Source organism: Thalassotalea sp. Sam97, assembly GCF_041379765.1.
GTDB classification, from domain to species: Bacteria; Pseudomonadota; Gammaproteobacteria; order Enterobacterales; family Alteromonadaceae; genus Thalassotalea_A; species Thalassotalea_A maritima.
Genome location: NZ_CP166919.1, coordinates 1,651,948 through 1,677,179, shown reverse-complemented (window position 1 = coordinate 1,677,179; position 25,232 = coordinate 1,651,948). Strand labels below are relative to the sequence as shown.

Here is a 25,232-nt window from a genome sequence, read left to right as displayed (position 1 = left end):
AACAGCCAAACACAGACTTAGTGATATACATAGCCACAGGGCATGCTTTCACCCAATCAAATTTCCGTTAATGTTAATTAGTGGACATTTGGATTTTGGCTGTTATTATGACGTTATTACACGTTGTGTTCATGTTCGCTGTTTATGATGATGATTATCAGATATCAGTAACTTAACGATACGTCTTTCATCATGCGTCTATGCGCGTTAATTATTTTGCGTATGGATTGTGATCTCTTTACGATATTAATAACTATAACGAACTTATTTTATGTCTCATCAAAAAACTGATAACAAACTGTTTATCGCCGAGCCGTTGTTCGACTCGCATCGCTACTTTCAATTGTTAACTAAAAACCAATTGTTTAATGATGACACGCCTAATGTTAAACACTTTGTCACAGAGATAGATTGTTCAGTAAATGGCGCACTTGAAGATTACCGCGCCACCAAAGAGTTCCTGCAGTCTAAAGGACGTCGTAACGAAGCGACCTATAATTTGTTTCGTGGTGAAACAGAAAAACTATTACTTTGGAGCTGGTTGATCTGTAAAAAATCTGTGGTGCATTTAAAGCGCCGTGATTTAGAATCGTATATCGATTTTATCCATAAACCGCCGGTTGAATGGATTTCGGATAATGTCTATCGACGCTTTGAACAACGTAACGGCATTCGTGATATAAATCCCTTATGGCGACCATTCACGATTAAGATCCCGAAATCTCAGCGAGCTGACGACATTGATTTTAATAAAAAAAAGCAAAATTATCAGTGCTCGCAAGATGCCTTAAAAGCTACATTCTCGGTACTCAACGTGTATTACGATTATCTCGTTACTGAAGATTATGCTTTTGGTAATGCCATCGCCTCAGTTAAAAAAGATTGTCCATATTTGATTAAAAATACTTCCTATACCGAAGTTAAACGCTTATCGTCGTTGCAATGGGATTTTATCTTGGAGTCGACAGAAAAATTGGCTGCGGAGAACCCTGATCACCAGCGTACATTATTTGTCATAGCCTGCTTAAAAACCTTGTATTTACGTGTTTCAGAATTATCTGAGCGCCCGAATTGGACACCTGTTATGGGCCATTTTTGGCAAGACAAAGACAAAAACCACTGGTTTAAAGTGTTTGGTAAAGGTGCAAAACAACGCGATGTTACGGTTCCTAAAGCGTTTTTACCGTTTCTAGAACAGTATCGCCATAGTCGTGGCTTATCTGGATACCCTTTGTCGAGCGAAACAGATCCCTTAGTGCACAAATTAAAAGGCTCTGGTGGCATGACCTCTCGACAATTACGTCGTATCGTCCAAAAGGCTTTTGATAATGCTTACCAGCAAATGATTTGTGAAGGCTTTAAAGAAGAAGCTCAAGCATTAAAAGAAGCCACCACCCACTGGTTAAGACACACCGGTGCCTCTATGGATATTGATTCTCGCCCATTAAAACATATGGCTGACGAGCTTGGTCATGCCAGCATGGGCACGACTGACCGAGTTTACGTACAGTCCGATCATCTTGAACGTGCTAAGTCCGGTAAAAATCGTATTATTGAAAGCCGCTAACAGACGATAAATGGCATAAAAAACCGCCTTCAAATGATTTACTTATCTTGGGCGGTTTTTAATATCAATGTTTGTAAACTTAATACTACTGAGATAGTTCAGTCTTTTGCTTAAAGGTATGATAATTCGGTAGTTTCAGTGCTAATGCCGGATCAAGACGAACATTATACCAATTAATGCGCCAATCTAGATGCGGGCCAGTTGACCGCCCTGTCGAACCAATTTCAGCAACTTGTTGACCTTGAAGAACCTTATCACCCACTTTTACGTTAGCTGCACTCAAATGAATAAAGCTCGAAGTAATGCCATGACCATGGTCAATCACTAAGGTACCACCCGAAAAGAACATGTCGGGTACCCAAAGTACGACTTCACCAGCTGCTGGAGCCAATACCGGCGTGCCTTTGGGGCCTGCGTAGTCAATGCCATAATGCGGATTTTTCGGGACACCATTATAAATTCGCTGACTACCATAAACACCGGTTATTGGCCCGGTTGCGGGTGCTTTAAAACCATGAGCAAAATCAATGCGATTAGACGTTGTTGCCCGAGCAGCGCGAATTTGTTTATTATCCTTTTTAATTCGCGCTAATGCTTCCTTACTTGGCTCCATGATTTTTTGATCAATGCCTTCGATACGCTGGATCTTGTATTGACGAGCACTTGGCGTGAGCGACTTAACACGTTGCTCGCCATTGTCGCCAATAACTTTCAACTCATGTGTCGCGGTATCATCACGAGAAAAACCAAAGACAAACAAGCCGTGGCGAGAAACCTTTAATGGTTTGTCATTAAGGAATACTTTATTACCCGCCTCGGTTTGGCCAACCAATAAACCGCCTTGTGTTAATTCACCTTCTAAACGCAACGATACGTCTGCAAGCGCTTGTGCAGAGCACAATAACGCCAGCATAACACTGCTTAATGGCTTAATGAGTGGTTTAACAAACGATTTTAATTGGTTCTTAGGCACAGGCAATGGCTCCTTTTCCAACCCCTTCATAGGCGACCACTTGGTAATTATGCTTTGAATCACGCTGTTTTAATTGCCGTGCGATATAATCGGCTAACAATTCAACGGTAGAATCACAATCAACCACTTCCAACACCGCCGAACGAACAGCAATATCAAAACGGCCTTGCGGAGCATAGTAACTGAAAAACTGGTGGTCATCGGCTAAATGCTGACGTGCATGTGCTGATAACTCAACTTCATTAACAGTTACGGTATCACTTTCACTGGCAAGGTAAATATCTTGCCATCGCTGGCACCAATAATGCTCTAATTGTGGCGACGGCTCACCGTCACAAAAAATATCAATTGTTGAGCGGTGTCCGTGCGCGATACGCTGACAATTACCATCATGCTTTTTTAGGCCGTGGGTGTAATGGTAGTAGTCACCATCAATATTCTCAGCCCGCAAGGTCAATTTTAATCCTTGAACGTTTTCTGGAAGTTGTTGTTTTATAACATTTTCCAAGTAACGCGTTATTGACTCTTCGGTGATTTTGTCGGTATCGATAAAAACAAATGCTTGAGAAGGAGATTGCAAAAACAACTGAACGTCATTATCAATAAAATCGACAAATAGGTGATCATCTCGATGAGAATTACTCACCGTTAGGGCTGAGCTTTGCTCTGCAATAACCAATTTATGATCAACACTGTCATCAATAATGGCCTTTATTTGTTTTTTTACAATACCAAAATCTAGAACCATACTTTCGGCGTTTAAATCACCCGCTAATAGCACATCAACGATCCAGCTTTCACCGACAACGCCCCTGCTTTCACACAAATATGAAAAGTCGATTACCGTTAGATCATTAACGAACAGTTGCATGTTTTTCATCAGGTTACCTTATTTTACCTGCCAGTGAATTTGTTCACCCGCTTTAATTGGCACCACTACGTCACCACCAAATGGCATGGTTTGTGGTACATCCCAGCTTTCTTTTACTAAGGTGATAGTCTCTGTATGACGTGGTAACTTGTAAAAGTCTGGACCATTGAATGACGCAAACGCTTCTAGGTACTCTAGCGCATTTTCTTGTTCAAAAACTTCTGCGTATAGTTCAATAGCGGCATGTGCCGTATAAGCGCCTGCACAGCCACACGCTGCTTCTTTTTTATCTTTCGTATGTGGTGCAGAGTCCGTACCCAAAAAGAATTTTTTGCTACCACTGGTTGCCGCTTCTACCAACGCGTTTTGGTGAATATTGCGCTTAAGAATTGGTAAACAGTAAAAATGTGGGCGAATACCACCGGCTAACATATGGTTGCGGTTATACATTAAATGATGTGCTGTAATTGTAGCGGCAATGTTATCGCCAGCTTGATTTACAAAATCGACAGCGTCTTTCGTGGTGATGTGTTCGAGCACAACACGTAGGTTTGGAAAAGCTTTTACTAGCGGCGTTAAAATGGTTTCGATGTACTGCTTTTCACGATCAAAAATATCAATATGGTGATCGGTCACCTCTCCATGAATTAGCAACGGCATATCGTGAGTTTGCATTGCTTCAAGCACTGGGTAGATATTCTTCACATCAGTAACACCTGATGCGGAATTTGTGGTCGCACCAGCTGGGTATAATTTAGCCGCATAAACGATACCACTTTCGGCCGCATCTTTAATATCTTGAGCGGTGGTATTGTCGGTTAGGTAAAGCACCATGAGTGGTTCAAAGTGTGCGCTGTTATTCTCAGCCTGGATACGGTCATAGTAACCCTTTGCTTGTTCTGCATTCATTACCGGTGGCACTAAGTTTGGCATAACAATAGCTCGACCAAAGTAACGGCTGATATCGCGAACGGTATCTTTTAATGCCTCGCCGTCACGTAAGTGTACATGCCAATCGTCAGGTCGGGTAATGGTTAAGGTTTGTGTCATGGGTCTCTCTACTACGTTATTGTTAAAATCAGTTACAGACGTACTGTAACTTTAAAAGTTTGTGTTAAAACGGTGCACTATCATCATCTGATGCAGGTGCCTGACTCGCATCATCTGATGCAGGTGCCTGACTCGCATCGTCTGATGCAGGTGCCTGACTCGCATCGTCGTGTTGCGAGTTAACTGAAGGCTCCGCTAATAACTTCAATAGTTGATCTTTTAGGTTTGGTGGCACTTTGTGAATCGTTAACGTGCCTTTATCGGCATCGTAAATCACATCACTGCCAAAATGTGAGCGCTCGAAGCTCACACTGATCCCAGCGCCATAACCCGAATATTTAGTTACTTTATTAATGACCGATTGCTCGTGAGGAAAGCTTTCTTCCAAAGCATAATCATTTTGCTGGCAAAACTGGTAAAAATTTTCGCCGTTGTCATCAACGTTAATGGCGGCAGCAACATCTTTAAGTTTAACGTCCTGGCCCAGCTCTTTTTGCTCTTTACAATAAGATAAAAGCTCTTTGCGGGTATTTTGCTTTTCTTCAGGGTTAAGCTGGTTCACATTGACAAAGTCTTCAACCGCCTGAACGAGGGACTGAGACTGTTGTTTGGCATCGATGCCTTCTTCACAGCCCAAAAATTCTAGAAAGAAATCTGCGACTTTGCGCCCCGCGCGACCTTTTATAAAACTAATGCAACGATTTGATTGCGGGTTCTGTTGATATTCAAACAGATCAATTCGGGCCGCCAATTGCATTTTTGTGGTGTCAATGTGACTATCGGCAGCGATATTTAATTCGCCATCTACATAATAATGCTCAGATACCGGCAACAAACAAACGAATAAATAGCGACCACCTAGCATTTCATAATGACAGGTCACTAAATACCCTGTTTCAGCCAAGTCATATTTTTCCAGCTCCTGCTTCAAACGCATCACCGCCTGATTTGAAAATGGAATAAACTGTGTCTGGTCATCTAAGTAGTCTTGCATTAGCTTCATAAAACTTTGTGCATTATCAACTTCAGGACCAAACTTAAAGCCACCAAATGACTTACTGCCTTTATTGTTGTAGGTTTTATGAAGCGCTTCCATAAAGGCATTGATGTTATCGTTAACTTCAATCATGCCTTTATTTGACGTGACGGTGACGTCCGAAGAGCTTTCGGATTTAGTGATATAGTGCAGATCAATGTTCGTTATAATTAAACTCATGGGCTTTGGCTTGTTTTATCTTCTGTAAGCTTTTGATAAACTAAAAACTGTTATCTATCCGATGCGTCCTGATAAGGGCCATCTTCCAACAGGATTTGTAAAAATAATGCCTATTGTATCGAAATATTCTAACCAACGTGTAGAAAAAATTGTTCAGGATGTCCTTGATGTTCTTGTTAAAGAAGAAGTATCAACAGATTTAGCACTGATGTGTCTTGGTAATGCTTTGTCTACTATCATCACCAATCAGGTTCCTGAAAAGCAACGAGAAGCGATTGTGCAAAACTTCGCAAAAGCACTACAACAGTCTACGTCGCAATAAAATAACAAAATTTGGCGATCAATTACATGGTTAACACAGAAAAATCTCCTTACAGTAAGCGATTACTGAAATTAATTAGTTGGGGCCATTGGTTCACCTTTTTCAATATTGGTGCTGCCATTTTGATCGCCTTTATTTTTCTCGACGCTGAAGGCGTACCAGCGACAGGGTTAAGTAAAGCATATATGTTAACCACTTGGGTTAGTCATATGGCATTTTTAACCTTCGTTGCGTACTTACTAACGGTGTTTCCTCTTACCTTACTGTATCCGGTAACACGGGTGATACGTGGTATAGCCTCGTTAATATTTACCGTTGTGTTAAGTTTGTTATTGTTAGACGGATTTACCTACCATCAGCTTGGTTACCATCTAAATTTAGACGCCAGTAGTCAAATTATTGATTTGGTTAGCGCCCGTTTAAGTGATACCGAGATCCCGTTTGCAGCGATTGGCTTCGCCTCAGTCATCGCGATTTTAGCGTTTGAACTTCTGGTAAGTAACTACGCATGGAAGCACCTGCGTGAACTGCAGCAACGTATGTTCCCTAAGTTTGTTATTGGCATTATATTGATTTGTTTTGTATTTAGCCACGTTACCCACATTTATGCGGATGCGAAGCTTGACTACAATGTACTGCGCCAAGACAACATGTTGCCTATGTCTTATCCGGCAACGGCAAAAACCTTATTAACGAAATATGGCTTATTTGATATCAATGATTACCAAGAACGCCGTAATAGCCCATACCGACTGACTCAGTCGGCGCCGACCTATCCAACCTTGTCAGCACAATGTGCAGCCAATCCTGCCAAAAACCACTCAGTGTTTGTTATACTGAGTGATAAAGGATTATCGACAACGCAAATCGAACGCTTTAATAGTAGCTCAGCTATTAAGGGCAGCCCGTTACTCAATCACATTGACAACGCGACAGAGCACGATGCGTGGTTTAATTTAATGTTCTCGCTACCAACGATTTATCAAGATGACATGCGCAAGCAAAACGCTACACCTATGCTGTTTCAACAGATGGCGGCAAGTGAGGTTACAGCAAGTCTGAGTATCATCAGCGATGAACAAAATGACGAACTTGTGCCCTCTTGGTTACAACAACACTTTAATCGAGTGGAGCAGCACAAAGACATTTCAAGGTTTGTTTATGCCGATAAGCTTAATGGGTTAGAACAAGGCCTACACCTATTTTATTTCAAAGCAACCAGTGACTATCAATTTGAGTTATTCATAAATGCGTTGTTACTTGCACAACAACAAAAAGCTCAAAAAGACGTGGTGTGGATTGCATCGCTTGGTGACAACCAAGAGCTAAACGCGATATCCATCAAACCGTCATTGCTGATATGGCCAAACAAACAAGGCCAAGCGATTACTCGTGTCACGTCCAATATGGATATGCAAACCACCTTAATGCGCTATTGGTTTGATTGCGGCCAAGATTACAAAAGTTATGGCAATGGCGTAAATGTTTATCGAGTGCGTGATGACCGAGTGTTTGCCAACACAACCAGCGACGGCTTAATTGTCGTCAAAAAAGACAAAAACATTTTGGTTGATCAGCAAGGTAATTTCACCAGTTATTCGACAACCTTGGATACGGTAATCAGCGAAGAAAGCGATTTGCCGATGCTGATCGATGGTGTGAATCAACTCAATCTATTTAGTCAAAAGAACAATCCTACTGAACAGTAGTTGACCAGAGTGGTGTTAATTTAACCGAACAAGTCAAAACGATAAAAAAGCTATTGCAAATCAACGCACTTTTCATAACAATTGACGTCGTTGCCAACAAAAACAACATTTCGGGATATAGCGCAGTCTGGTAGCGCGTGCGTCTGGGGGACGTGAGGTCGCAGGTTCAAGTCCTGCTATCCCGACCATATACTTGTCTTAGGACATCTGAAGATGTCCTAAACACCATAATAAACATGGGATTAGACAATTTTTAATGTCTGAATTTGTCCAGTTAGTCTCGTGACATCCAGAATATCTTGCAGTATTCTTAGCAGTACCAGACAAAAATAGTAGCTAATGGTACTGCTAAACGTGGCAAGAATCGTTAAACCTCTTACCAATACCGAAGTAAAACAAGCTAAAGCCAAAGTTAAAGTTTATAAGTTATCAGATGGTGACGGCCTTCAATTGCAGGTAAAACCCAATGGCTCAAAGTCATGGATTTTCAACTATACCCGCCCATATACCAAAAAACGTACCACAATAAGTTTTGGCCTCTACCCTCAATTAATATCGCAGAAGCTAGAAAATTACGGTTAAATGCTCGTGAGCTACTTGCTAAGAACATCGATCCAAAAGCTGAACGCGATAGTCATAATGAGTTTGAGAAAGACAGCTTGGAAAATACGCTAGGAGTCTGGGTTGAGCATTGGCGAGAGAAAAAAGCTAAAGAGGTTAAGGAAACGACAATAACCAAAGCCTATAATTCGCTAAAAAATTATATCCTCCCCTACATAAAAGACTTACCTATCCGTGACGTCAGAGTTAAGCATATAACCCCTCTCATGCAACCATTAATCCTCGAAGATAAGAGGGAAACAGCTAAAAGAATATCGATGTTTTTGAACGAAGTTATGCGCCTAGCAGTAGCTTCAGGTGTCATAGAGTTCAACCCTTTAGCTGACTTAACAAAAACGCTTCCAGCGCCAGCTAAGCAAAGTCAATTAACAATTTCACCAGACGAATTACCTGAGCTTATGTCACGGATATCCGCTGCCAGTATTTCTAAAAATACTTACTGGATGTTTTTATTACAACTCCACACGATGGTACGCCCTATTGAAGCGGCTACCATGCAATGGATATATATCGACTTTGATAAGCGCTTAATTACTTTACCGCCAGAACGGATGAAGATGAGAAAACCGCACATTATTCCAATGTCTGAGCAAGTCTTTGCTTTGTTAAAACATATTCAATTAGTAAATGGCCATCGTCCTTACTTATTCCCAAGCAACAAAGATCCCCTTTCACACGCGAATAGCCAAACAGTGAATATGATGCTTAAGAGAAATGGTTTTAAAGGCCGACTAGTAGCCCATGGCTTGCGCGCGTTAGCTAGTACCACCTTGAATGAACATGGCAAAGACTATGACGTAATCGAAGCAGCATTGGCGCATGTTGACCAAAACCAAGTGCGAAGAGCCTACAACCGCGCCGAATACATAACCCAACGCCGAGAGTTAATGCAATATTGGTCTGATCATATCGATCAAAACTCTAAGTTTGATGGCGCTATAACAAACATAATAGGAGCGTATTAATGAGCATATTAAGAGTACTTGATGGGACCCACAACCCAATGTCACTATTCAAACTGCTTATCCGCAGAGATATTAAAACTGTGGACGAAGGCGATCAATGGATTATTGATGGTTTGCAAGAGGTATTTTTTTACTTATTAAAAGAACTAGACGAGACTGATATACCTGAAAGCCGAAAACTACAGCTGACCGGCCGTATTATGGCAAAGCACTTTACTATGCAACTTAAGAAGACTGGCCACCCCTACTCTCCAAGTGAGAAATACAATGAGGTTGGCAAGTTAACTAGAAAATCAAACACTCCCTTTGATGTTAAAGAAGCTAGGGTTATATATGTAAAAGAACTTTATTTAAAAATTAAGTCTGAACGCCCTCAAATTACTAATGGTGACTTGGATAAAATGATCAGTGATCAATCATTTAAGGATGGCTTTAATTTAGGAATTCAAACAGTAAAACATTTGCGTCAGTTATTAATCAAACGGGGTTATTAATTTAAGCTACAACGGTTATCTTGGCTGAATAACCTGCCAGCCCTCCTTCTGAGCTATTCATAAAAAGGTAAGCACGACTACCATACTAAATCTAAATTTTGGAAGTGAAGCTGGTGAATATGAAATACCTGAAGTCGATGGTTGTAGTGTTGCTGATTAATAATAGGGGGCGTAAGCCCCAATTAACACTATAAATTGTATCTTACCCAATCGGTAAATATACATATTTATTATATAGATTTACTCAGTTACCCACCCTTATAAAACTGTGGCCAATTTAACTTGACCACTACAAATAAAATTAACTAATCACATACTAAACCAGCTCTTTCAATTAGCTAAGCATCTTGACAAACGGCACATATTACCTCAAAACAAAATATATTAAATTTTTAGGTGTTCATAGGTTCATTAAATTAGTCATATGTTGAGACTTCCCATGGAACTGATTTATTAATCGTTTTATCACTATTCAGACACTCTACCCGCGACGTCTCAGTTATATAACAAACCTCAGGCCCTCCCATATCTCTTAAAAGTTTTTTAGCTTTTATTTCAGTACGATGATGCCAAATATAGTAACGTAAAGTATGGTCAACATCTTGTCCGTTTTCGCTTGTAATATCGAAGTATGTAATAAAGCCATCCTTATCAATAAAGCCAAATTTGTTTGGATAACTATGCAGCTTAACCATAAGGGAACCTTCAGAGACTAGTGGCTTGAACGCTTCTAGTGCGGTTACTTTTTCTTCATACTTTTTTGCGTCAGGCCTAACATAATAACCAAAACCATTTTTATCGGTGTATATAATAATGTCCTCTAAATCAAACTCAAGAATACTTGTTATAGAGTTTGAAGTATCACATATTTCATCGTTATACATTTCTGGTCTAAAGCACTCTATTCCACCACTCTCCAAGTATGCAACAGAATGCCAACGGTCATAATCTATCGGTGATGATCTCGTTGTTAGTTCATGAGTATAGTAATCCCCATTATCATCTCGATACAGTACAACAATTCCGTAACTATGAAGAAAAGCACTTCTAATTGCTTTTAAGTAATGGCGACTAGGAAAAAGGGAAGTATCGATAGGATCATCCCCCCAAACATCAGAACAATAAATCTGTGCGCCTATAATGTAACAAGCATCAAAATAATTGACGAAAACAGATTCAACATCCTTCCAAGTGAATCCAAAATCTTGAGGGCCAGTATCACCGATAATGTGCCAGCAATCATTATAGTGTTCAGATAAAATACATCCGTAGTCAATGTCACCGCCGATAAATATATCCTTAAAATTGACAGATGGATCTACTGCAACCATTACATCTTTAGATACTTGACCACTATCACCATTAGCCGTGACAGTAACCTTATGCGTTAACGGCTCTATACTGGAAGTATAAAAGCTCAAATAACTGCCTGAGACATTCACAGTTAACAATTCCGATGAGCTGGTCACTTTAACGCTGACATTATCTCCAGATACTTCTATCGGAATATCGGTATTTATACGACTCTTAATTGTAACATTCTCGTCTACTATTAACTGTGTATATGTTGGAGGTAAGGGAACATCTAGCTCCGGTTGTTCCTGTGCATTTTCAGAGCCTCCACCACACCCACTAAATATGAGAGTAACCAATATCAAAAACATGATCTGACTTTTTAAACGCATTATTCATTTTACCTAAAGAACTATTCGCGAGTAGATTACTCTTAGAAAAAGTTACATACCGTATTAAATTGTACTTATTTGATATTGTTGGCCCTAGCGGTGTCGAGATATAGGTACCGAGCAAGTTTGTACTTAAACTATCGTCACTGTAAAGTAAAAGATCTTCCTAGTAGAAAGATCTTATATTAAACAATTATCTATTTTGGGAGGGTATAAGTATTCAGACATACCCTTTGGAACTGGCGGCGATATTTCTGCTACTAACGGCTCATCAGGAGATGTATACAATGGGGATCAACCTATATATGCAACTTACGTGAGAAATAGGGAGTCGGCGGTAGAAATAAACCTAAAGCAACGTCAAACCAACCCCCCGTAAAACCTAAGTATTAAAAGTATTAGAAGTTTTAAATAAGCCATTGTTTTTGTTTTTCATCTAATACTCTTAATACTTTATATACTTCACCCCACACAATGGCTAAAAGTTGATGAGAAGGTGATAATGATATGTGTTTTTATCACCCCTAACCCTCTTCCAACGATGTCCTTTGCTATAGTCTTCACCAGAATGGATTCTTAAAACCTTGCGAAGCGTTTGTTTGGATATATCCGACTCGTTATTAGCATGGTTAATAACGGCTTCTGTCTTGGTTATACCTGATTCTATCGTGCTTGTTATCGCTCCAATTGCTTCTTCATTACCCAGAAGCAATAGAGAAATTGCTCGCTCCTCAGCAATTCTTTTAACTTCGTCATTATCGACTTTTCTGACACTATGAAACAAGTCATTGTATCCATGGCCTGGCACTTTCTGATATTTGTATGTTACTTCTGAGAGTACATCTCCACGGCTTTTAAAGTTCTTAAATGTTATACAGCGCTCTATGACACCATTGTCATTTTCGTCAGACCTAAGGTCGAGTATATATACGCAATCGACATCAGCGACAATATCAGCAGTACCCTCAAAAACAGGTTCGCCATCTGAGTTACGGTGCTTATTTGTATGTGCCAGCGCAATAAGTGTTCCGCCCAGTGCAACAAACTTCCTGGTTTTATTTCCAAAGTTAGAGCTTACTTTCTTATCCATTAAGTCTGTAAACTTCTTTAGAGTATCTAAAACTATAATCTTGCCTTTCGCTTGGCCTGATTCACACAATTGATCCAGCAAAGACAATAACTGATGAGCTTCAAAACCTTTATAGCCTGGTGCTAACATATGAAAGCCATTTGCTTTAGCGATTTCTCCTTTTATCGTTAACCCTGAAAGGTTATCATCGGCATTAACATAATAAACATCTTCACCTTTGATATTGCCATCCGATATCGACTCTGCAAGTAACTTTAATACTATTAGAGTTTTTCCTGTATTTGGTGCAGCATAGAAAACGGTACCTTGTCCAAGTATTGCCATCCCCGAAAGTACATAAATATCATTTTTGAGCTGGGTTTTCATTTCATCTATGTCTGGACATATTGAAAATTTGGACAAGTCAACAACGCAATCTTCTGAGTTATCGCCAATGTTATGTTTAACGCAATTATTATGATTGCTATCTAGAGTAGCTTGATTACTTCGGTGAGCTTCATTCCATGATTGACCATTTACGAATACCCAATGATCGCCTGCATCTTTTAATGCTCTATCTATATCACCATTATGGAATAGAACAGTAAAGGCACTGAAGCTATCATGTGCACCTTCTTCCGAAAACAAAGGGTCGGCATTGCTTAGTGAATGAACTCTCCCATCTAAAACTCTTGCACTGAAACTTCCTGATTCGCTGGCTGGATGTCTAAATTTATCAGCACCTAGCTGCTCATAATTTTTCATAAGTAAAATTTTTTCAACCGGATAATCTTTATCAAATTGGTCTATAAGTGAAGTTTCTTGAGCATAACTTGATGCTTGTCTAAGTTGCGTTTTTTCATGCATACGTTGGATTGATGTTTGCTCTCTTCGCTTTTCTTCTTCTTGAAAATGTACCATTTGGCCTTGCCAAATATTTATATCAAATAGTGCCTTAGCACGTTCAGAAATAGAATCGTAGTGTTCTCCCCTATTAGGCAAGTAACATAATTGAGTTGGACGCTCTGCACATTTGTCGGTAATTATCGAATGAGTCTGTAAAAACGTTGATAAGCATTTTTGAGACAACACCCAATTAACCATTGTGATTGGGTAAGGAAGTGGGATTAATATTCGAAACCTCGGCTTTTCAATTATAGAGCTTTTAGTCGTATAAAGTTCAAAACAACAATCCAAGGTCCCAACTATATTAGCTAACTCGTTTATCGAGTAATGACTTTCATCTATGTCTGCCCATAAAAAATAGTAACTGCCATCTATTGATTGCTTATTAGAATCGCGAGTGAATAATGAGCTAGGTATAGCCCAAAGGGAATTCTCTTTACTAACTTGTTGAGGTGAGTCAACTAAGTTTTGAATATGCTCAAAAGTAACGCCAATCAACGGGCTCTTTTTATCTGTGTGATACGGGCCGTAACCCGAACATAAGGGGATATCTTTCATAAGTATGTTATCCTTATGATGATAGTGCGTTTACGTCTGCAAAACATCCACGCACTGTTTAGAAGGATGCTACTGTTGTTTTTACTTCAGTAGCGTTTTTTATTTCTTAGAGGAATACTCCGAGCGATTTGATTTAAGATCGGCTACAAGTTTTCTCAATTCCTCATTAGATTTTCCGGCAATACGTGCCTGAATGAGAGCTTCAACTTCCTCTTCAACAAAAGCTATTGAGCGGTTACCAATTGTGAGTTGTGGTGGGAATAGTCCATCATTGATATGTTGGTATAATGTGGAGCGTGGATATGCTGTAAGTGTTAGTACTTCGTTGAGTCTGATAAGTTTTCTCATCTTCGTTGTCCAATCAATATAAGATATTTTTAGACTAGTTGGACTTTTTAGATACTCACGTTATTTAAAAACTGTTTTTAAATAACAAAAGAATGATAAGGTTTTATTGTATTTTGGGAAAAACAAGCTATTTTCGCTGGCTTAATATGAGTTTGATCAGTACATTTAAACAGTATTTATAGCAGTAAACTCAACCTAAGTATTCATAAAAAAGCTTTTTAATTAGATAGTTACAAACGAGGTTCAAGTCCTGCTATCCCGACCATATTTAAGAGCCCTGACTATGTCAGGGCTTTTTTGATCGAGCAACACTTTGGGGTATTCAAATAGAACTCAATTTCAGACGCCTCAGATATAAGTTTCACGTATTCTTAATTATGATTCGCTTGTATCAAGCGGGTTCTTTGTGAAGTAACTCCATTAAGCCAATCAAAGTGGCAAATAACAGTGCACCGACTGGCCAAATTATCCACGTAACACCCCAATTCATAGTCCACAAGCTCCAACCTAGAAAAATGGCAATGAGTAAAGGCCAATAGAAAGCTGCAAGTTTTGTGAACCGTTGGTTGCGAAGATATTCTTTGCTATTAGCCTTATTTTCTTCAACAAGTTTGTCGAACGCTTGTTGTTTTGCCGCCACCGGCGATATTACAAATATTCCCAAGGCAACTATGAACAGCAGTGCAATGATTGTTAATAGTAAAATGTCTACGCCATTAAAAAATATAATGGCTACCATAGAAGGGATAAAGCTTGCGATAAAAAGAAATATTCCAAGCGATAGTTGTGTGCTGTAGCGCGCTTGAAACTTTTCCATTTTATCTTGAATTATACTGTGTACCCCATAAGCCAGTTCAAAGCTATTTTGCTCAATGGCATCTACAGTTTTTTTAAATTGATTTGTTTTTAAAAAGTTATTTATCCCCAAAGCCACCATAACCACGACACCGATAACGCCAAGCAGGTTTGCACTATCGAACGACAGTCCTAAACGATCCGTTTGTGCCATCGCTAAAAAGAACAGCAAGGGGGCTGGTGAGCAGATACATAAAATAACACCTTTACTTGTGAAGTCTGCTACATTGATTTTGGTCTGAATATAGTGCTCTGCTTGGTCGAGAGACACCTGGTGATCCTTTACACGTGATGGAACGTGTTCTATCTGAACCATGTCATGCTCATCTTTAAGTAAAAAGTCAGTTGACACCTCAAATACTTCCGCAAGTTTAATAATTTTATTGAGCTCGGGGATGCTTATATTACTTTCCCACTTTGAAATGGACTGTCTAGAGACATCCAGCTTTTCTGCGAGTTCTTCTTGCGACCAGCCTAATTGTTTCCGTAATTTACTGATTTTTTCAGCCAATATCATAAATCCATCCGTTTTCGTAAAATTGTTACTTCATCCTATAGAATCAGTAAATTGCATGCTAGCAACCAGGCTAAATAAGTTGTCAACCACCGGTTGCAACTCGCTAAATGCTGCAACTGTTCGGTACATAAGCGAAATTTAAATGCTAGTTTAGTTCTTTAATATCTTTATCTTTGTTAGCAAATAAGAACAGCAGTGGATAGCGCAATCTTTTAGCCCAAGACAACTCACTATGATCATCTCCGGGAAAGAATTTACTATGCCATGAATCACTTGATAAGTTTTGCGGTAACATTGTATCCACCTTAGCTTGCAATGATGGACACAAGACATCAAGAGTTTTATCGCCATAATCAAAATATATTCGATTTCCATCGAGCCGGTTGAGATTATCTTTCATATAAGCGATATAAGGATGGCACTTGAAACGGTATAACAACGATTTATCCATATGTAGGATTGTTAGTACTAAACCATGTGCTAAACAGGTATGTGTAGAAAGAGTTTGGCAAGAGAACAATATACCGCGTTGGGACATTGCTCTACTCTACGTTGATTATCGATATTTTAGCTGTTGCTAGATTTTGACAAATAAAAAGAGGCCAAATTTAGGCCTCTTTTTAAACACATAACCAACTAAAGTATAAATACTTTAGCGCTCAATGGCATTATTACCATTTAAAGCCTAATTGCATGCTAGCAATTGCTTTATGATCATTAGCCGCTGCACCAACATCTAGTGTTAAACCAAGTAGATTTAAGCCAAGACCAGCACTAACTAAATCGCTATCTGAACTTTCTAAGTCTTGTTGGTAACCTACACGAAGCTTTGCAACATCCCAAGCATCTAATTCAGCTCCCATTGCAATAATCTGTTCATCAGCAGAAAACGGTACTTTATTTTTCGTTAGGTCTGCATCGATCGCAAAAGTTAACCAGCCATACTCAAAAGCAACACCAGCCCTTAACTGAGGTGAAAGTTCCACTACTTCACCACCCTCGGTGATCGGAGTGACCGTTTCAATTTCTTGTGACAATATATTTGTTAGCGTAACACCAAAATTTACGTACTCGTTGACCTCTACCAACAGACCTAAGTCAGCATTGAAAAAAGTGTCATCGCTTATGTATTCATCTTCTGATGCATCATCAAGATCAGCATTTTCTACGGTATCATTATAGTGAAAAACACTAATATGTTGCATCTTCGGCATCACACTGAAAGAAACAGGCGTTTCGCCAAATTTATGCATGTGAGTGAATGCTAAACCAACCTCTCCTACAACGACACCCTGTGCGAGAACTTGTGACTTTAGATCTTCATCTACATCAAAGTTTACGACACCAGTCTCCAGGTCAACATAATTCATAGTTAAGCTGTCAGGAATACAACTGCCAGGAACTAGGGCATTGGCCGCATAACATTCTTCATAAGCATTTAGCTCACTCGTTAAATCATTAATTGTATCAGCATCACGATATTGGATCTCACCACCTAAGCTTGCGCCAACAGTTGCTTTTAACGCAAAACCTAATGTTTGACCCGGAACTGCAAGTGATAACAATGCCCCTAGATCGGCTTCAATACGTCGATCAGAAAGTTGCGCTAACTCACCCGACAAACGCTGTGCGACATCAGCAGCATAACTGTAGCTACCAGGTAAACCGGCTGAATCAATAGCAAGTTCCAATTCATCAATACTGTTGGTATCTTGAAACTCGTCTAAGGCATCGATAAAGTCGTCTTCATCACTCGCACCAACGGTAATCGTTGGCAATGATAAGAACCAACCATCTTTGATTTTCCCAGAAGAAAGCACTGCAGGATTATGCGTTACCGCACTGGTAATATCAGTAACCGCTATACCGACGCCACCCATTGCTAAAGACTTTGCTTGACCCGCTTTAACAAGGTTCGACGCAGTTGCATTAAAAGTTAACAAGCCTAAGCCAACGCTCATCGCTATTTTTGTTTTCATATGTACCTTACTACACAATTAATGAATTACTTAACGATAAGAGTAACGAGAGTTTTGAATAACTAAGGCGTACAGTACGTTGCTTATTTTCTCTTCCCAAAGTTACTTTTTACATCGTTAAGTTATGAGAAATAAATTGGAGGGCGAATTTACATGAAATGGTTACTTAACTTATGCCTTTTTGTAATAAATGGTTCGATTTAGTACTAAAAGTTACAATTTACGTACAGTTGTATGCAAAATGTTCAAGCCAATACAAATGGTGGCAACGTTTCAAACTCAACATACAAAGACAATCGTACGTTATTAAATGGGAAATATTTAGAACGATTGTCTTGTGAAGGGAGGATATGTTGGATTTTTTATCAACTAACTATTATCAGACGAGATAATATTGATCTCAACGCGACGATTGCACTGGCGTTGGTGTGCTGTATTGTTACTACAAATCGGCTGGGTCTCACCAAAGCCTTCAGCGATTAAGCGATTACGGGCAACCCCTTCCTGAGTAAAATAGCTCATTACCGCCATAGCGCGTTGTTCAGATAATAGTTGGTTTGACTTTAAACTACCGACGCTATCGGTATGGCCACCAATATGAATACGAGTTGCCGGAAACTCTCTAAGCACTTCAATCACACCCTCTAGCGTATTCATTATCTTTGTTTGTAAGTAGTATGATCCGGTATCAAAACCAATGCCATTACTCATAACCAATTGCAGTTGATTATCGTTAAGACGTTTCACTTGAACACCTGAATTGCGCATTTTGTCACGCAATAGCCGTTCTTGTTTATCAAGATTATGACCTATACCAGCACCTACCGCCGCACCGCCTAGCATGCCTTGTACAAGACCTTTCTTTCTATCACTTTTACTTGATACTGCAGCACCAATAATTGCGCCGGTGATCGCTCCGCCAATCACACCGATGGTTGTTGCGTTCGTTTCTGACTCACCTGTATGGGCATTTTCTCGAGTCGTTTGACAGCCCGTTAACAATAGACTGCTGATCACTAATGTTACTACTGACTTTTTCATTCGCATTACCTCGTTATTGTTGTTAAATGTCTACGTCATTCGTTACGACTTACGTAATTTTAATAGAGCGCATAATACCTTTGAATCGGTTTAACGCAACATGATTCTTGATCATAAAACTTGGTGCTGAACTGTTTTGAAAACTCACAACACTTAACGTTATCTCTCCAACGAAGAGCGACAATGTTCAGCGAAAAACGATAAATATCACTACATAGCAATCCAAATATCTACTTCATAAATAAGCTCTAATAACTCTCAGATTTCGTTTCATTATCGTCGCTTAAATCGATTCCTATTTGAGCTCTACAAACATCAATATATAAGCACGCTAAAACTCATAGCCAATATTATTAGAACCTAAGGGTTACGTGAGTAGTTACACACATCGGTCAGCAGAGTTATCGGAGTTGTCAGCAGATGCCTGGATGGGGTTATCGGAGTTATTGTGAATTGAACCTATAGGGTTATCAGGGTTATATTGAAATCCTGATACGGAGTTGTTAGAGTTATCGAATTGTTTGCTATTTTTACTGGAACACAGCATGAGATTCCCTATCGTTTTACTGTTTAACCCTGAAAAGAATGACTATAAAGTTGTGGTGCCAGATCTGCCAGGGTGTGAGTGTCGCGCAACGACAATGGATAATGCGCTCGATCAGGTGATAAGTGTCATTGAGTCACACTTATCGTTGTTGGCTGAATACGCGGAAGACATACCTGTTGCCTCAAGTTTTGAGCAACACGTGAGTAAGATGGAATTTAGGGGGGGCGTATGGGCCGTGGTTGATATCGATATCACCCCATTCCTTGGTAAAAGTCACAAAATTAATGTCACGCTACCCGAGCTATTAATAAAGAAAATAGACGAACGCGTCGCTACAGATGGAAACTATCAAACCCGATCGGGTTTTTTAGCAACAGCAGCGATGCATGAGTTAAATAAGGGGAGTCAGCGCTCGTAACGAGCAAAAGCTGGTATTGTATTTAAAAAGTAATTTGTGCGCATTTAGTCACATGATTGAGGTTCATAAATGCGCAAGGTTTGCTGATGACGAATCAACCTAGATTAAAGTAGGTAAATCTAGGTTTAGGCTAATGAGTACAGTTAAGCTTTGAGAGTTCGATAAACTGCCCTGCTTGGTTTGGCTCATTAAGATATGGGATTGTTGCCAATAACGGTGCGTTTATCGAAAGGCTTAAATGCGCTATATTTTCTTGGTGGTATGCCATTGGATGTTCACTTATTTGATTCGCCACCCAACCGATAACATTTAAGCCATCAGCTTTTATCGCTTGGTATGTTAACAAAGCATGATTCAAACAGCCCAATTTCATGCCGACAACAAGAATAACATCCATCGACTGCTGGCGCACAAAATCAGACAAGTAGCGATCATCGCCCAGTGGTAAACGCCACCCGCCAGCGCCTTCGGTAATAATGATCTCGGGTTTTAGATATTTGATAGCGGATAAACCTTGATTTATGCATTCGATATCAAGGGTATCACCGTACTTCGCCGCGGCAATATGCGGTGCTATCGCCTCTTGATAAGCGATGGGGTTGACGCTTTGTACACTTTGGCCAATATTGGCTGCCTGTTGTAATTGATACGCATCATCATTAATCAAATTGCCATCAATGTCTTCACAACCGGCTGATAAAGGTTTGTACGCGCCGACACGATACTGTTTCGTTAGTTCTCGAATTAACGCGCTCGCAAATACTGTTTTACCTGCATCAGTATCGGTTGCCGTAATAAATAATTGTTTCATAAACCTATTCCTTGTCGTATAACAAGCCCATAAACACAGCTTAACAAGTCAAAGGCTTGATTAATTTCACGCAGCATAATTGGTATGTTGCGACAATGTTGTCTTGGCATAGCTGCTCATACACCGTACTCATCGCCTGCCAACGACGCCGGCTAGCTAGCCCTTTGTTTTGTTTACCTGGCACGTGGCTTGCGCCAAGCGCTTTTAACTCTTGGGCAAGGTGTTTAACGCTGTTATAAGGTAAAACGATAGCTTGTTTCTCTAGGTGTTTTACATCAAATGCACTTTGCAGCACACATTGGTTGAGATCATCAAATTGGAGAAAATCCAACACGTGTTTATCATTGTCCACGTGTTGCCACGCTCGTTCTAGTTCACATAAGGTACCGTCGAGCAACGTGGTGAACACGAACGTGCCCCCCGGTTTAAGTACACGATGAACCTCAGTGAACAGAGCAGTTAAATCATAACTCCACTGCACAGCAAGGTTTGAAAATACCGAATCATAGGTCTCGTTATAAACCGGTAAGTGATGCATATCGGCTTGATAAAAATCAATGTCGGGCTGTCTATGGATTTTGGCGAACTCAAGCATCTGTCGCGATAAATCAACACCACTGACGCGATCAAATTGCCTTGCCATGATCTCGGTAAAATACCCTGTCCCACAACCTAAATCTAAAACATTGAATGAGTGTTGCTTTGTTAGCATTGGCAATATTTTTTGACCACTTAAACGCTGCAATCGCGCCGAGCCGTCATACGATTGACATGATTTACCAAACGTATTGGCAATTTTTTGTTCTAACATTTCATTGACCATTGTCGTTGCCATTTATGGTTGCTCGGTTTTGGATTTCACCAAAAACCTCATTAATATTAAGGGCTAGCGTACACACGTCAGCTTCTGTATGATTTGCTGTCAACGTAACGCGTAACCTGCATTTGCCAGGCTCAACCGTTGGTGGGCGAATTGCTTTAACAAAAATGCCTTTTGCAAACAGTGCTTGTTGGCAAGCCAATGCATCAGCTTCACTGCCGCACAACACTCCGATAATAGCACTATCGCTTTGGGTGACTTCAATACTGGTATCGAGTTTGAGTTTAAACAGTGTGGTAAGAATGATTAATTTTTCACGACGCCATGCTTCACTTTGGCAAATCTCAATACTCTTACTGGTAGCCCTAGCTAACGCAGCCGGTATTGCGGTTGAATAGATATATTCTCGGCAATAGTTACGCAAATATTCGATCACATCATCACCAGCACAAATCGCGGCGCCTTGAGTGCCTATCGCCTTACCAAAGGTGACCATCTGTACAACGTTACGTTTGTTTACTATGCTCGCAGCATGTAATGATCCCGAACCATCGTTGGCCAATACACCGATACCGTGTGCATCATCAATATATAAGTGGGCATTATGTTTTCGACTTAACTGATACGTTTCCGATATATTCGCTTTGTCGCCGTCCATGCTATACACACCTTCAACAATAATGGTGTTATCGATGGATGAACTTGCCTGCAAATATTTATCGAGGCTTTGAGGGTCATTGTGTAAAAACCGGCGGCTCTTTGCGTTGGAAAGGAATGCACCATCGATTAATGATGCATGACTAAGTTTGTCCAATAAATACAAGCTGTCTTTGTGGCCAAGCGCTTGCAGTGTACCTGTGTTCGCCGCAAAGCCGCTACTAAATAACAAGGTATCACCAAAACCCAGCCAATCGCTCAATTGTGACTGCAAATAGGCGTGGGCTTTAGAATAACCACTTATTAAACTGGCAGAGCCAGAGCCCGTGCCGTATTCATCAATACCTTGCTTAAACGCATTTTTTATATCGGGATGACTGGCTAGCCCTAAGTAGTCGTTACTCGAGAAATTAAGATAACGTTGACCATTGATAATAATTTCACGGCCAACATTATTGTCGGTTTGCAGGGGGCGACGAAACCGGTTAGCTTGCTTTGTGGCCGCTAGCCGCTCGTTGAAAAAACTGTAGCTCATCTAACCATTTAACCCGCGTTATAAAATAAGTCTTTATTTTGCTCATCAACAATAGCGGTTTTAAGCGCGCGTTCTTGTAAGGCTTGCTCAGCTTCGGTTGTTGCATGAATGCGTTCCGTATTGATCCCTAGCTTTTTAAACAACGCCATATCACTATCTGCTTCTGGGTTACCGGTAGTTAATAGTTTACAACCATAGAAAATTGAATTGGCTCCCGCCATAAAGCACATGGCTTGCATTTGCTCATTCATGGCTTCGCGCCCAGCAGATAAGCGCACGTGTGATTTTGGCATCATAATACGCGCCACGGCTATACAGCGAATAAAATCAAAGTGATCCAAATCATCAACATTGGCAAGTGGCGTTCCTTCAATTTTTACCAACATATTAATTGGTACGCTGTCTGGGTGTTTCTCAAGGTTCGCTAATTGCATTAATAAAGACGCACGATCGACCGCTTTCTCGCCTAAACCGACGATGCCACCGCTACACACTTTCATGCCGCTTTCTCGCACATTAGTTAAGGTATCTAATCTGTCTTGATAGGTACGTGTGGTAATAATTTGATTGTAATGCTCTGGCGAGGTGTCTAAGTTGTGATTGTAATAATCAAGCCCTGCGTGTTTTAATGTATCGGCTTGCTCTTTGGACAACATGCCGAGTGTCATACACGTTTCCATGCCAAGCTCACGCACGCCTTTTACCATTTTTACAATATGTGGCATATCGCGATCTTTTGGATTACGCCAGCCGGCACCCATACAAAAGCGGGTTGAACCTTGGGCTTTAGCTCGTTTTGCCGCTTCGAGCACTTTTTCAACTTCCATTAATCGCTCTTTTTCAACGTCAGTACTATAACGTGCGCTTTGTGAGCAATACTTACAATCCTCAGGACAAGCGCCGGTCTTTATTGATAATAAAGTCGATACTTGTACTTCATTGGGGTTAAAATGTTGACGATGTACCATTTGTGCTTCAAACATTAAATCATTAAACGGCATGGTAAATAAGCGGTTAACTTCATCTAATGTCCAGTTATGACGAATAATGGCTTGGGAGTTGGTTTGAATCGACATGGATATCCTTAAGACGTTATTTGCAATATGCGCCAGCTAAAAATGTTCCTGTACGCCATGTTGCTTTTATCATTATAAGTCGCTAGTCTAGCCACCATCGTTACCCTGTCAACCTACCGAAAACACATTGGTTAACTAATGAGTGAAAAACATACAGATCTATTGCTATTTGACGCCAACCACTTATGGCACCCTTACACGTCAATGACTCATCCCTTGCCTTCATATTTAGTTGAACATGCAGAAGGTGTCTGTCTGCAATTGCATACGGGAGATAGAGTTATCGATGCCATGTCATCGTGGTGGTCAGTAGTACATGGATATAACCACCCGGACATCAATAAGGCAATTAAGCAACAGGTTGATTCGTTTTCACATGTCATGTTTGGTGGTTTAACCCACGAACCAGCCATTGAATTGGGAAAAAAGTTAATAGCCTTGGCTCCTCAGGGGTTGGATAAGGTGTTTTTAGCCGACAGTGGTTCCGTTGCCGTCGAAGTTGCGATGAAAATGGCCATTCAATATCAACACAGCTGCGGTAAGCGTGGCAAAAATCGCTTCATTACCGTTAAAAACGGCTATCATGGCGATACCTTTGCTGCGATGTCCGTTTGCGATCCGGTTAATGGGATGCATCAATTATTCAATGGTTTTATCGCTGAAAACTTCTTCGCTGATGCGCCGGAAATCCGTTTTGACCAAGCGTGGGATGAGGGCGATATCGATTCTTTAGCCACAATATTAAAGGATAATCATCAAGATATAGCGGCGCTAATTATTGAACCCATCGTACAAGGTGCCGGTGGTATGCGTATCTATCACCCGCAATACCTAACAGCGTGCCGTGATCTTTGTGAGCAATACGATGTATTGTTAATCGCCGATGAAATCGCTACTGGCTTTGGACGTACGGGTAAAATGTTTGCGTGTGAACATGCACAAGTGACCCCCGATATTTTATGCGTTGGTAAAGCATTAACGGGTGGGTACATGACATTGGCAGCGACCTTGTGTACCAGCGATGTAGCAACAGTTATTAGTAACGGTGAAGCCGGTGTATTTATGCATGGCCCTACCTTTATGGGCAACCCGCTCGCCTGCGCGGCTGCAAACGCGAGCTTAGATCTACTTATGCAAAATAATTGGCAGCAAAAAGTTCAGCAAATAGAAGCGCAACTAAAGCTGCAATTAACGCCGCTTGCTAACCACCGTCATGTAGAAGATGTTCGTGTATTGGGTGCTATCGGTGTGGTTGAAGCAAAAAGACCTGTCAATATGGCATTGATCCAACGCCGATTTATTGAACGTGGCGTGTGGATCCGCCCGTTTGGTAAGCTTATCTATATTATGCCTCCCTTTATTATCAGTGAATCTGAACTAAGCTGTGTGACAAAAGCAATCAATGACGTGGTTAATATGGACGATGTTTGGCAGTAATAACGCTTTGTTGTGTTTATGCTTTTATGACAAACAAGCCACGATAATGATGATTAAATAAGCAAGTATGCAATTTTAGCCACTTGGCTACAAAAAAATTGCTTAAAATCGACAAAACTTGTTAACTATTGCTTGAGTTAGCGACAGGCACAGGTAAACTACGGTGTCTTAAAATTTAATTTTCA

General features: G+C 40.3%; 23 protein-coding genes and 1 tRNA gene. 9 read left to right on the top strand and 15 right to left on the bottom strand.

Annotated elements, in window-relative coordinates; genetic code table 11:
• Positions 1–271: 271 nt before the first annotated feature.
• On the top strand, positions 272–1,567 hold the full coding sequence (locus tag ACAX20_RS07495; RefSeq protein WP_371185079.1) for a site-specific integrase: 1,296 nt from the start codon (positions 272–274) through the stop codon (positions 1,565–1,567).
• Positions 1,568–1,652: 85 nt separating this feature from the next.
• Here ACAX20_RS07495 and ACAX20_RS07490 read toward each other — a convergent pair whose 3' ends face one another.
• The 4 genes from ACAX20_RS07490 to yejK all read right to left on the bottom strand — a co-directional run bounded on the left by ACAX20_RS07490 (position 1,653) and on the right by yejK (position 5,677).
• Positions 1,653–2,480, bottom strand: coding sequence for a M23 family metallopeptidase (locus ACAX20_RS07490; RefSeq protein WP_371189609.1), 828 nt, complete (start codon positions 2,478–2,480; stop codon positions 1,653–1,655).
• Between the two features lie 52 nt (positions 2,481–2,532).
• Complete coding sequence (locus tag ACAX20_RS07485) at positions 2,533–3,411, bottom strand: 6-carboxytetrahydropterin synthase (protein WP_371189608.1); 879 nt, start codon at positions 3,409–3,411, stop codon at positions 2,533–2,535.
• An 18-nt stretch (positions 3,412–3,429) separates the two neighbouring features.
• Entirely contained in the window at positions 3,430–4,461 is a 1,032-nt protein-coding gene (gene pyrC, locus ACAX20_RS07480) for a dihydroorotase (protein WP_371185077.1), read from the bottom strand.
• 64 nt (positions 4,462–4,525) lie between these two features.
• Positions 4,526–5,677, bottom strand: coding sequence for a nucleoid-associated protein YejK (gene yejK / locus ACAX20_RS07475; RefSeq protein ID WP_371185075.1), 1,152 nt, complete (start codon positions 5,675–5,677; stop codon positions 4,526–4,528).
• A gap of 106 nt (positions 5,678–5,783) precedes the next feature.
• Between yejK and ACAX20_RS07470 the strand changes: the two genes are divergently transcribed.
• From ACAX20_RS07470 to ACAX20_RS07445, 6 genes are all read left to right on the top strand, one after another.
• Complete coding sequence (locus tag ACAX20_RS07470; RefSeq protein ID WP_371185073.1) at positions 5,784–5,999, top strand: DUF1414 domain-containing protein; 216 nt, start codon at positions 5,784–5,786, stop codon at positions 5,997–5,999.
• A 26-nt stretch (positions 6,000–6,025) separates the two neighbouring features.
• On the top strand, positions 6,026–7,708 hold the full coding sequence (locus ACAX20_RS07465) for a DUF3413 domain-containing protein (protein ID WP_371185071.1): 1,683 nt from the start codon (positions 6,026–6,028) through the stop codon (positions 7,706–7,708).
• Between the two features lie 111 nt (positions 7,709–7,819).
• Positions 7,820–7,896: transfer RNA gene (locus ACAX20_RS07460), tRNA-Pro, on the top strand.
• A 151-nt stretch (positions 7,897–8,047) separates the two neighbouring features.
• Positions 8,048–8,290 (top strand): integrase arm-type DNA-binding domain-containing protein, encoded by a 243-nt coding sequence (locus ACAX20_RS07455; protein ID WP_371185069.1) that lies wholly within the window; start codon positions 8,048–8,050, stop codon positions 8,288–8,290.
• A complete protein-coding gene (locus tag ACAX20_RS07450) occupies positions 8,188–9,294 on the top strand; it encodes a tyrosine-type recombinase/integrase (protein ID WP_371185067.1) in 1,107 nt (368 codons plus the stop codon). The genes ACAX20_RS07455 and ACAX20_RS07450 overlap by 103 nt, the downstream gene beginning before the upstream one ends.
• Positions 9,294–9,788, top strand: a complete 495-nt coding sequence (locus ACAX20_RS07445) for a hypothetical protein (RefSeq protein ID WP_371185065.1) — start codon at positions 9,294–9,296, stop codon at positions 9,786–9,788. The genes ACAX20_RS07450 and ACAX20_RS07445 overlap by 1 nt, the downstream gene beginning before the upstream one ends.
• Before the next feature lie 416 nt (positions 9,789–10,204).
• Here ACAX20_RS07445 and ACAX20_RS07440 read toward each other — a convergent pair whose 3' ends face one another.
• The 7 genes from ACAX20_RS07440 to ACAX20_RS07410 form a co-directional block, all read right to left on the bottom strand.
• Positions 10,205–11,473, bottom strand: coding sequence for a hypothetical protein (locus ACAX20_RS07440; RefSeq protein ID WP_371185063.1), 1,269 nt, complete (start codon positions 11,471–11,473; stop codon positions 10,205–10,207).
• A gap of 478 nt (positions 11,474–11,951) precedes the next feature.
• A complete protein-coding gene (locus tag ACAX20_RS07435; protein ID WP_371185061.1) occupies positions 11,952–14,006 on the bottom strand; it encodes a hypothetical protein in 2,055 nt (684 codons plus the stop codon).
• Positions 14,007–14,105: 99 nt separating this feature from the next.
• Positions 14,106–14,354, bottom strand: coding sequence for a helix-turn-helix transcriptional regulator (locus tag ACAX20_RS07430; RefSeq protein WP_371185059.1), 249 nt, complete (start codon positions 14,352–14,354; stop codon positions 14,106–14,108).
• Between the two features lie 391 nt (positions 14,355–14,745).
• Positions 14,746–15,726 carry a helix-turn-helix domain-containing protein gene (locus ACAX20_RS07425; RefSeq protein WP_371185057.1) on the bottom strand — a complete coding sequence of 327 codons (981 nt, stop codon included), beginning with the start codon at positions 15,724–15,726 and terminating at the stop codon, positions 14,746–14,748.
• A 145-nt stretch (positions 15,727–15,871) separates the two neighbouring features.
• A complete protein-coding gene (locus tag ACAX20_RS07420; RefSeq protein ID WP_371185056.1) occupies positions 15,872–16,177 on the bottom strand; it encodes a hypothetical protein in 306 nt (101 codons plus the stop codon).
• A 220-nt stretch (positions 16,178–16,397) separates the two neighbouring features.
• On the bottom strand, positions 16,398–17,705 hold the full coding sequence (traF, locus tag ACAX20_RS07415; protein WP_371185054.1) for a conjugal transfer protein TraF: 1,308 nt from the start codon (positions 17,703–17,705) through the stop codon (positions 16,398–16,400).
• Positions 17,706–18,074: 369 nt separating this feature from the next.
• Positions 18,075–18,746: an OmpA family protein gene (locus tag ACAX20_RS07410; RefSeq protein ID WP_371185052.1), complete on the bottom strand. Its 672-nt coding sequence runs from the start codon at positions 18,744–18,746 to the stop codon at positions 18,075–18,077.
• A 545-nt stretch (positions 18,747–19,291) separates the two neighbouring features.
• Here ACAX20_RS07410 and ACAX20_RS07405 point away from each other — a divergent pair.
• Positions 19,292–19,711 carry a type II toxin-antitoxin system HicB family antitoxin gene (locus ACAX20_RS07405; RefSeq protein ID WP_371185050.1) on the top strand — a complete coding sequence of 140 codons (420 nt, stop codon included), beginning with the start codon at positions 19,292–19,294 and terminating at the stop codon, positions 19,709–19,711.
• Between the two features lie 130 nt (positions 19,712–19,841).
• Here the strand turns inward: ACAX20_RS07405 and bioD are convergent, their stop codons facing one another.
• The 4 genes from bioD to bioB are packed head-to-tail and all read right to left on the bottom strand — an operon-like array spanning position 19,842 to position 23,610.
• Positions 19,842–20,522: a dethiobiotin synthase gene (gene bioD, locus ACAX20_RS07400; RefSeq protein ID WP_371185048.1), complete on the bottom strand. Its 681-nt coding sequence runs from the start codon at positions 20,520–20,522 to the stop codon at positions 19,842–19,844.
• 40 nt (positions 20,523–20,562) lie between these two features.
• On the bottom strand, positions 20,563–21,357 hold the full coding sequence (gene bioC / locus ACAX20_RS07395) for a malonyl-ACP O-methyltransferase BioC (RefSeq protein WP_371185046.1): 795 nt from the start codon (positions 21,355–21,357) through the stop codon (positions 20,563–20,565).
• A complete protein-coding gene (locus ACAX20_RS07390; RefSeq protein ID WP_371189535.1) occupies positions 21,335–22,534 on the bottom strand; it encodes an aminotransferase class I/II-fold pyridoxal phosphate-dependent enzyme in 1,200 nt (399 codons plus the stop codon). Before ACAX20_RS07390 ends, bioC begins: the two co-directional genes overlap by 23 nt.
• Positions 22,535–22,542: 8 nt before the next feature.
• Positions 22,543–23,610, bottom strand: coding sequence for a biotin synthase BioB (gene bioB, locus ACAX20_RS07385; RefSeq protein ID WP_371189533.1), 1,068 nt, complete (start codon positions 23,608–23,610; stop codon positions 22,543–22,545).
• Between the two features lie 138 nt (positions 23,611–23,748).
• Here bioB and bioA point away from each other — a divergent pair, with 138 nt between their 5' ends.
• Positions 23,749–25,047 carry an adenosylmethionine--8-amino-7-oxononanoate transaminase gene (gene bioA, locus ACAX20_RS07380; RefSeq protein ID WP_371189532.1) on the top strand — a complete coding sequence of 433 codons (1,299 nt, stop codon included), beginning with the start codon at positions 23,749–23,751 and terminating at the stop codon, positions 25,045–25,047.
• The last annotated feature ends 185 nt before the right edge of the window (positions 25,048–25,232 follow it).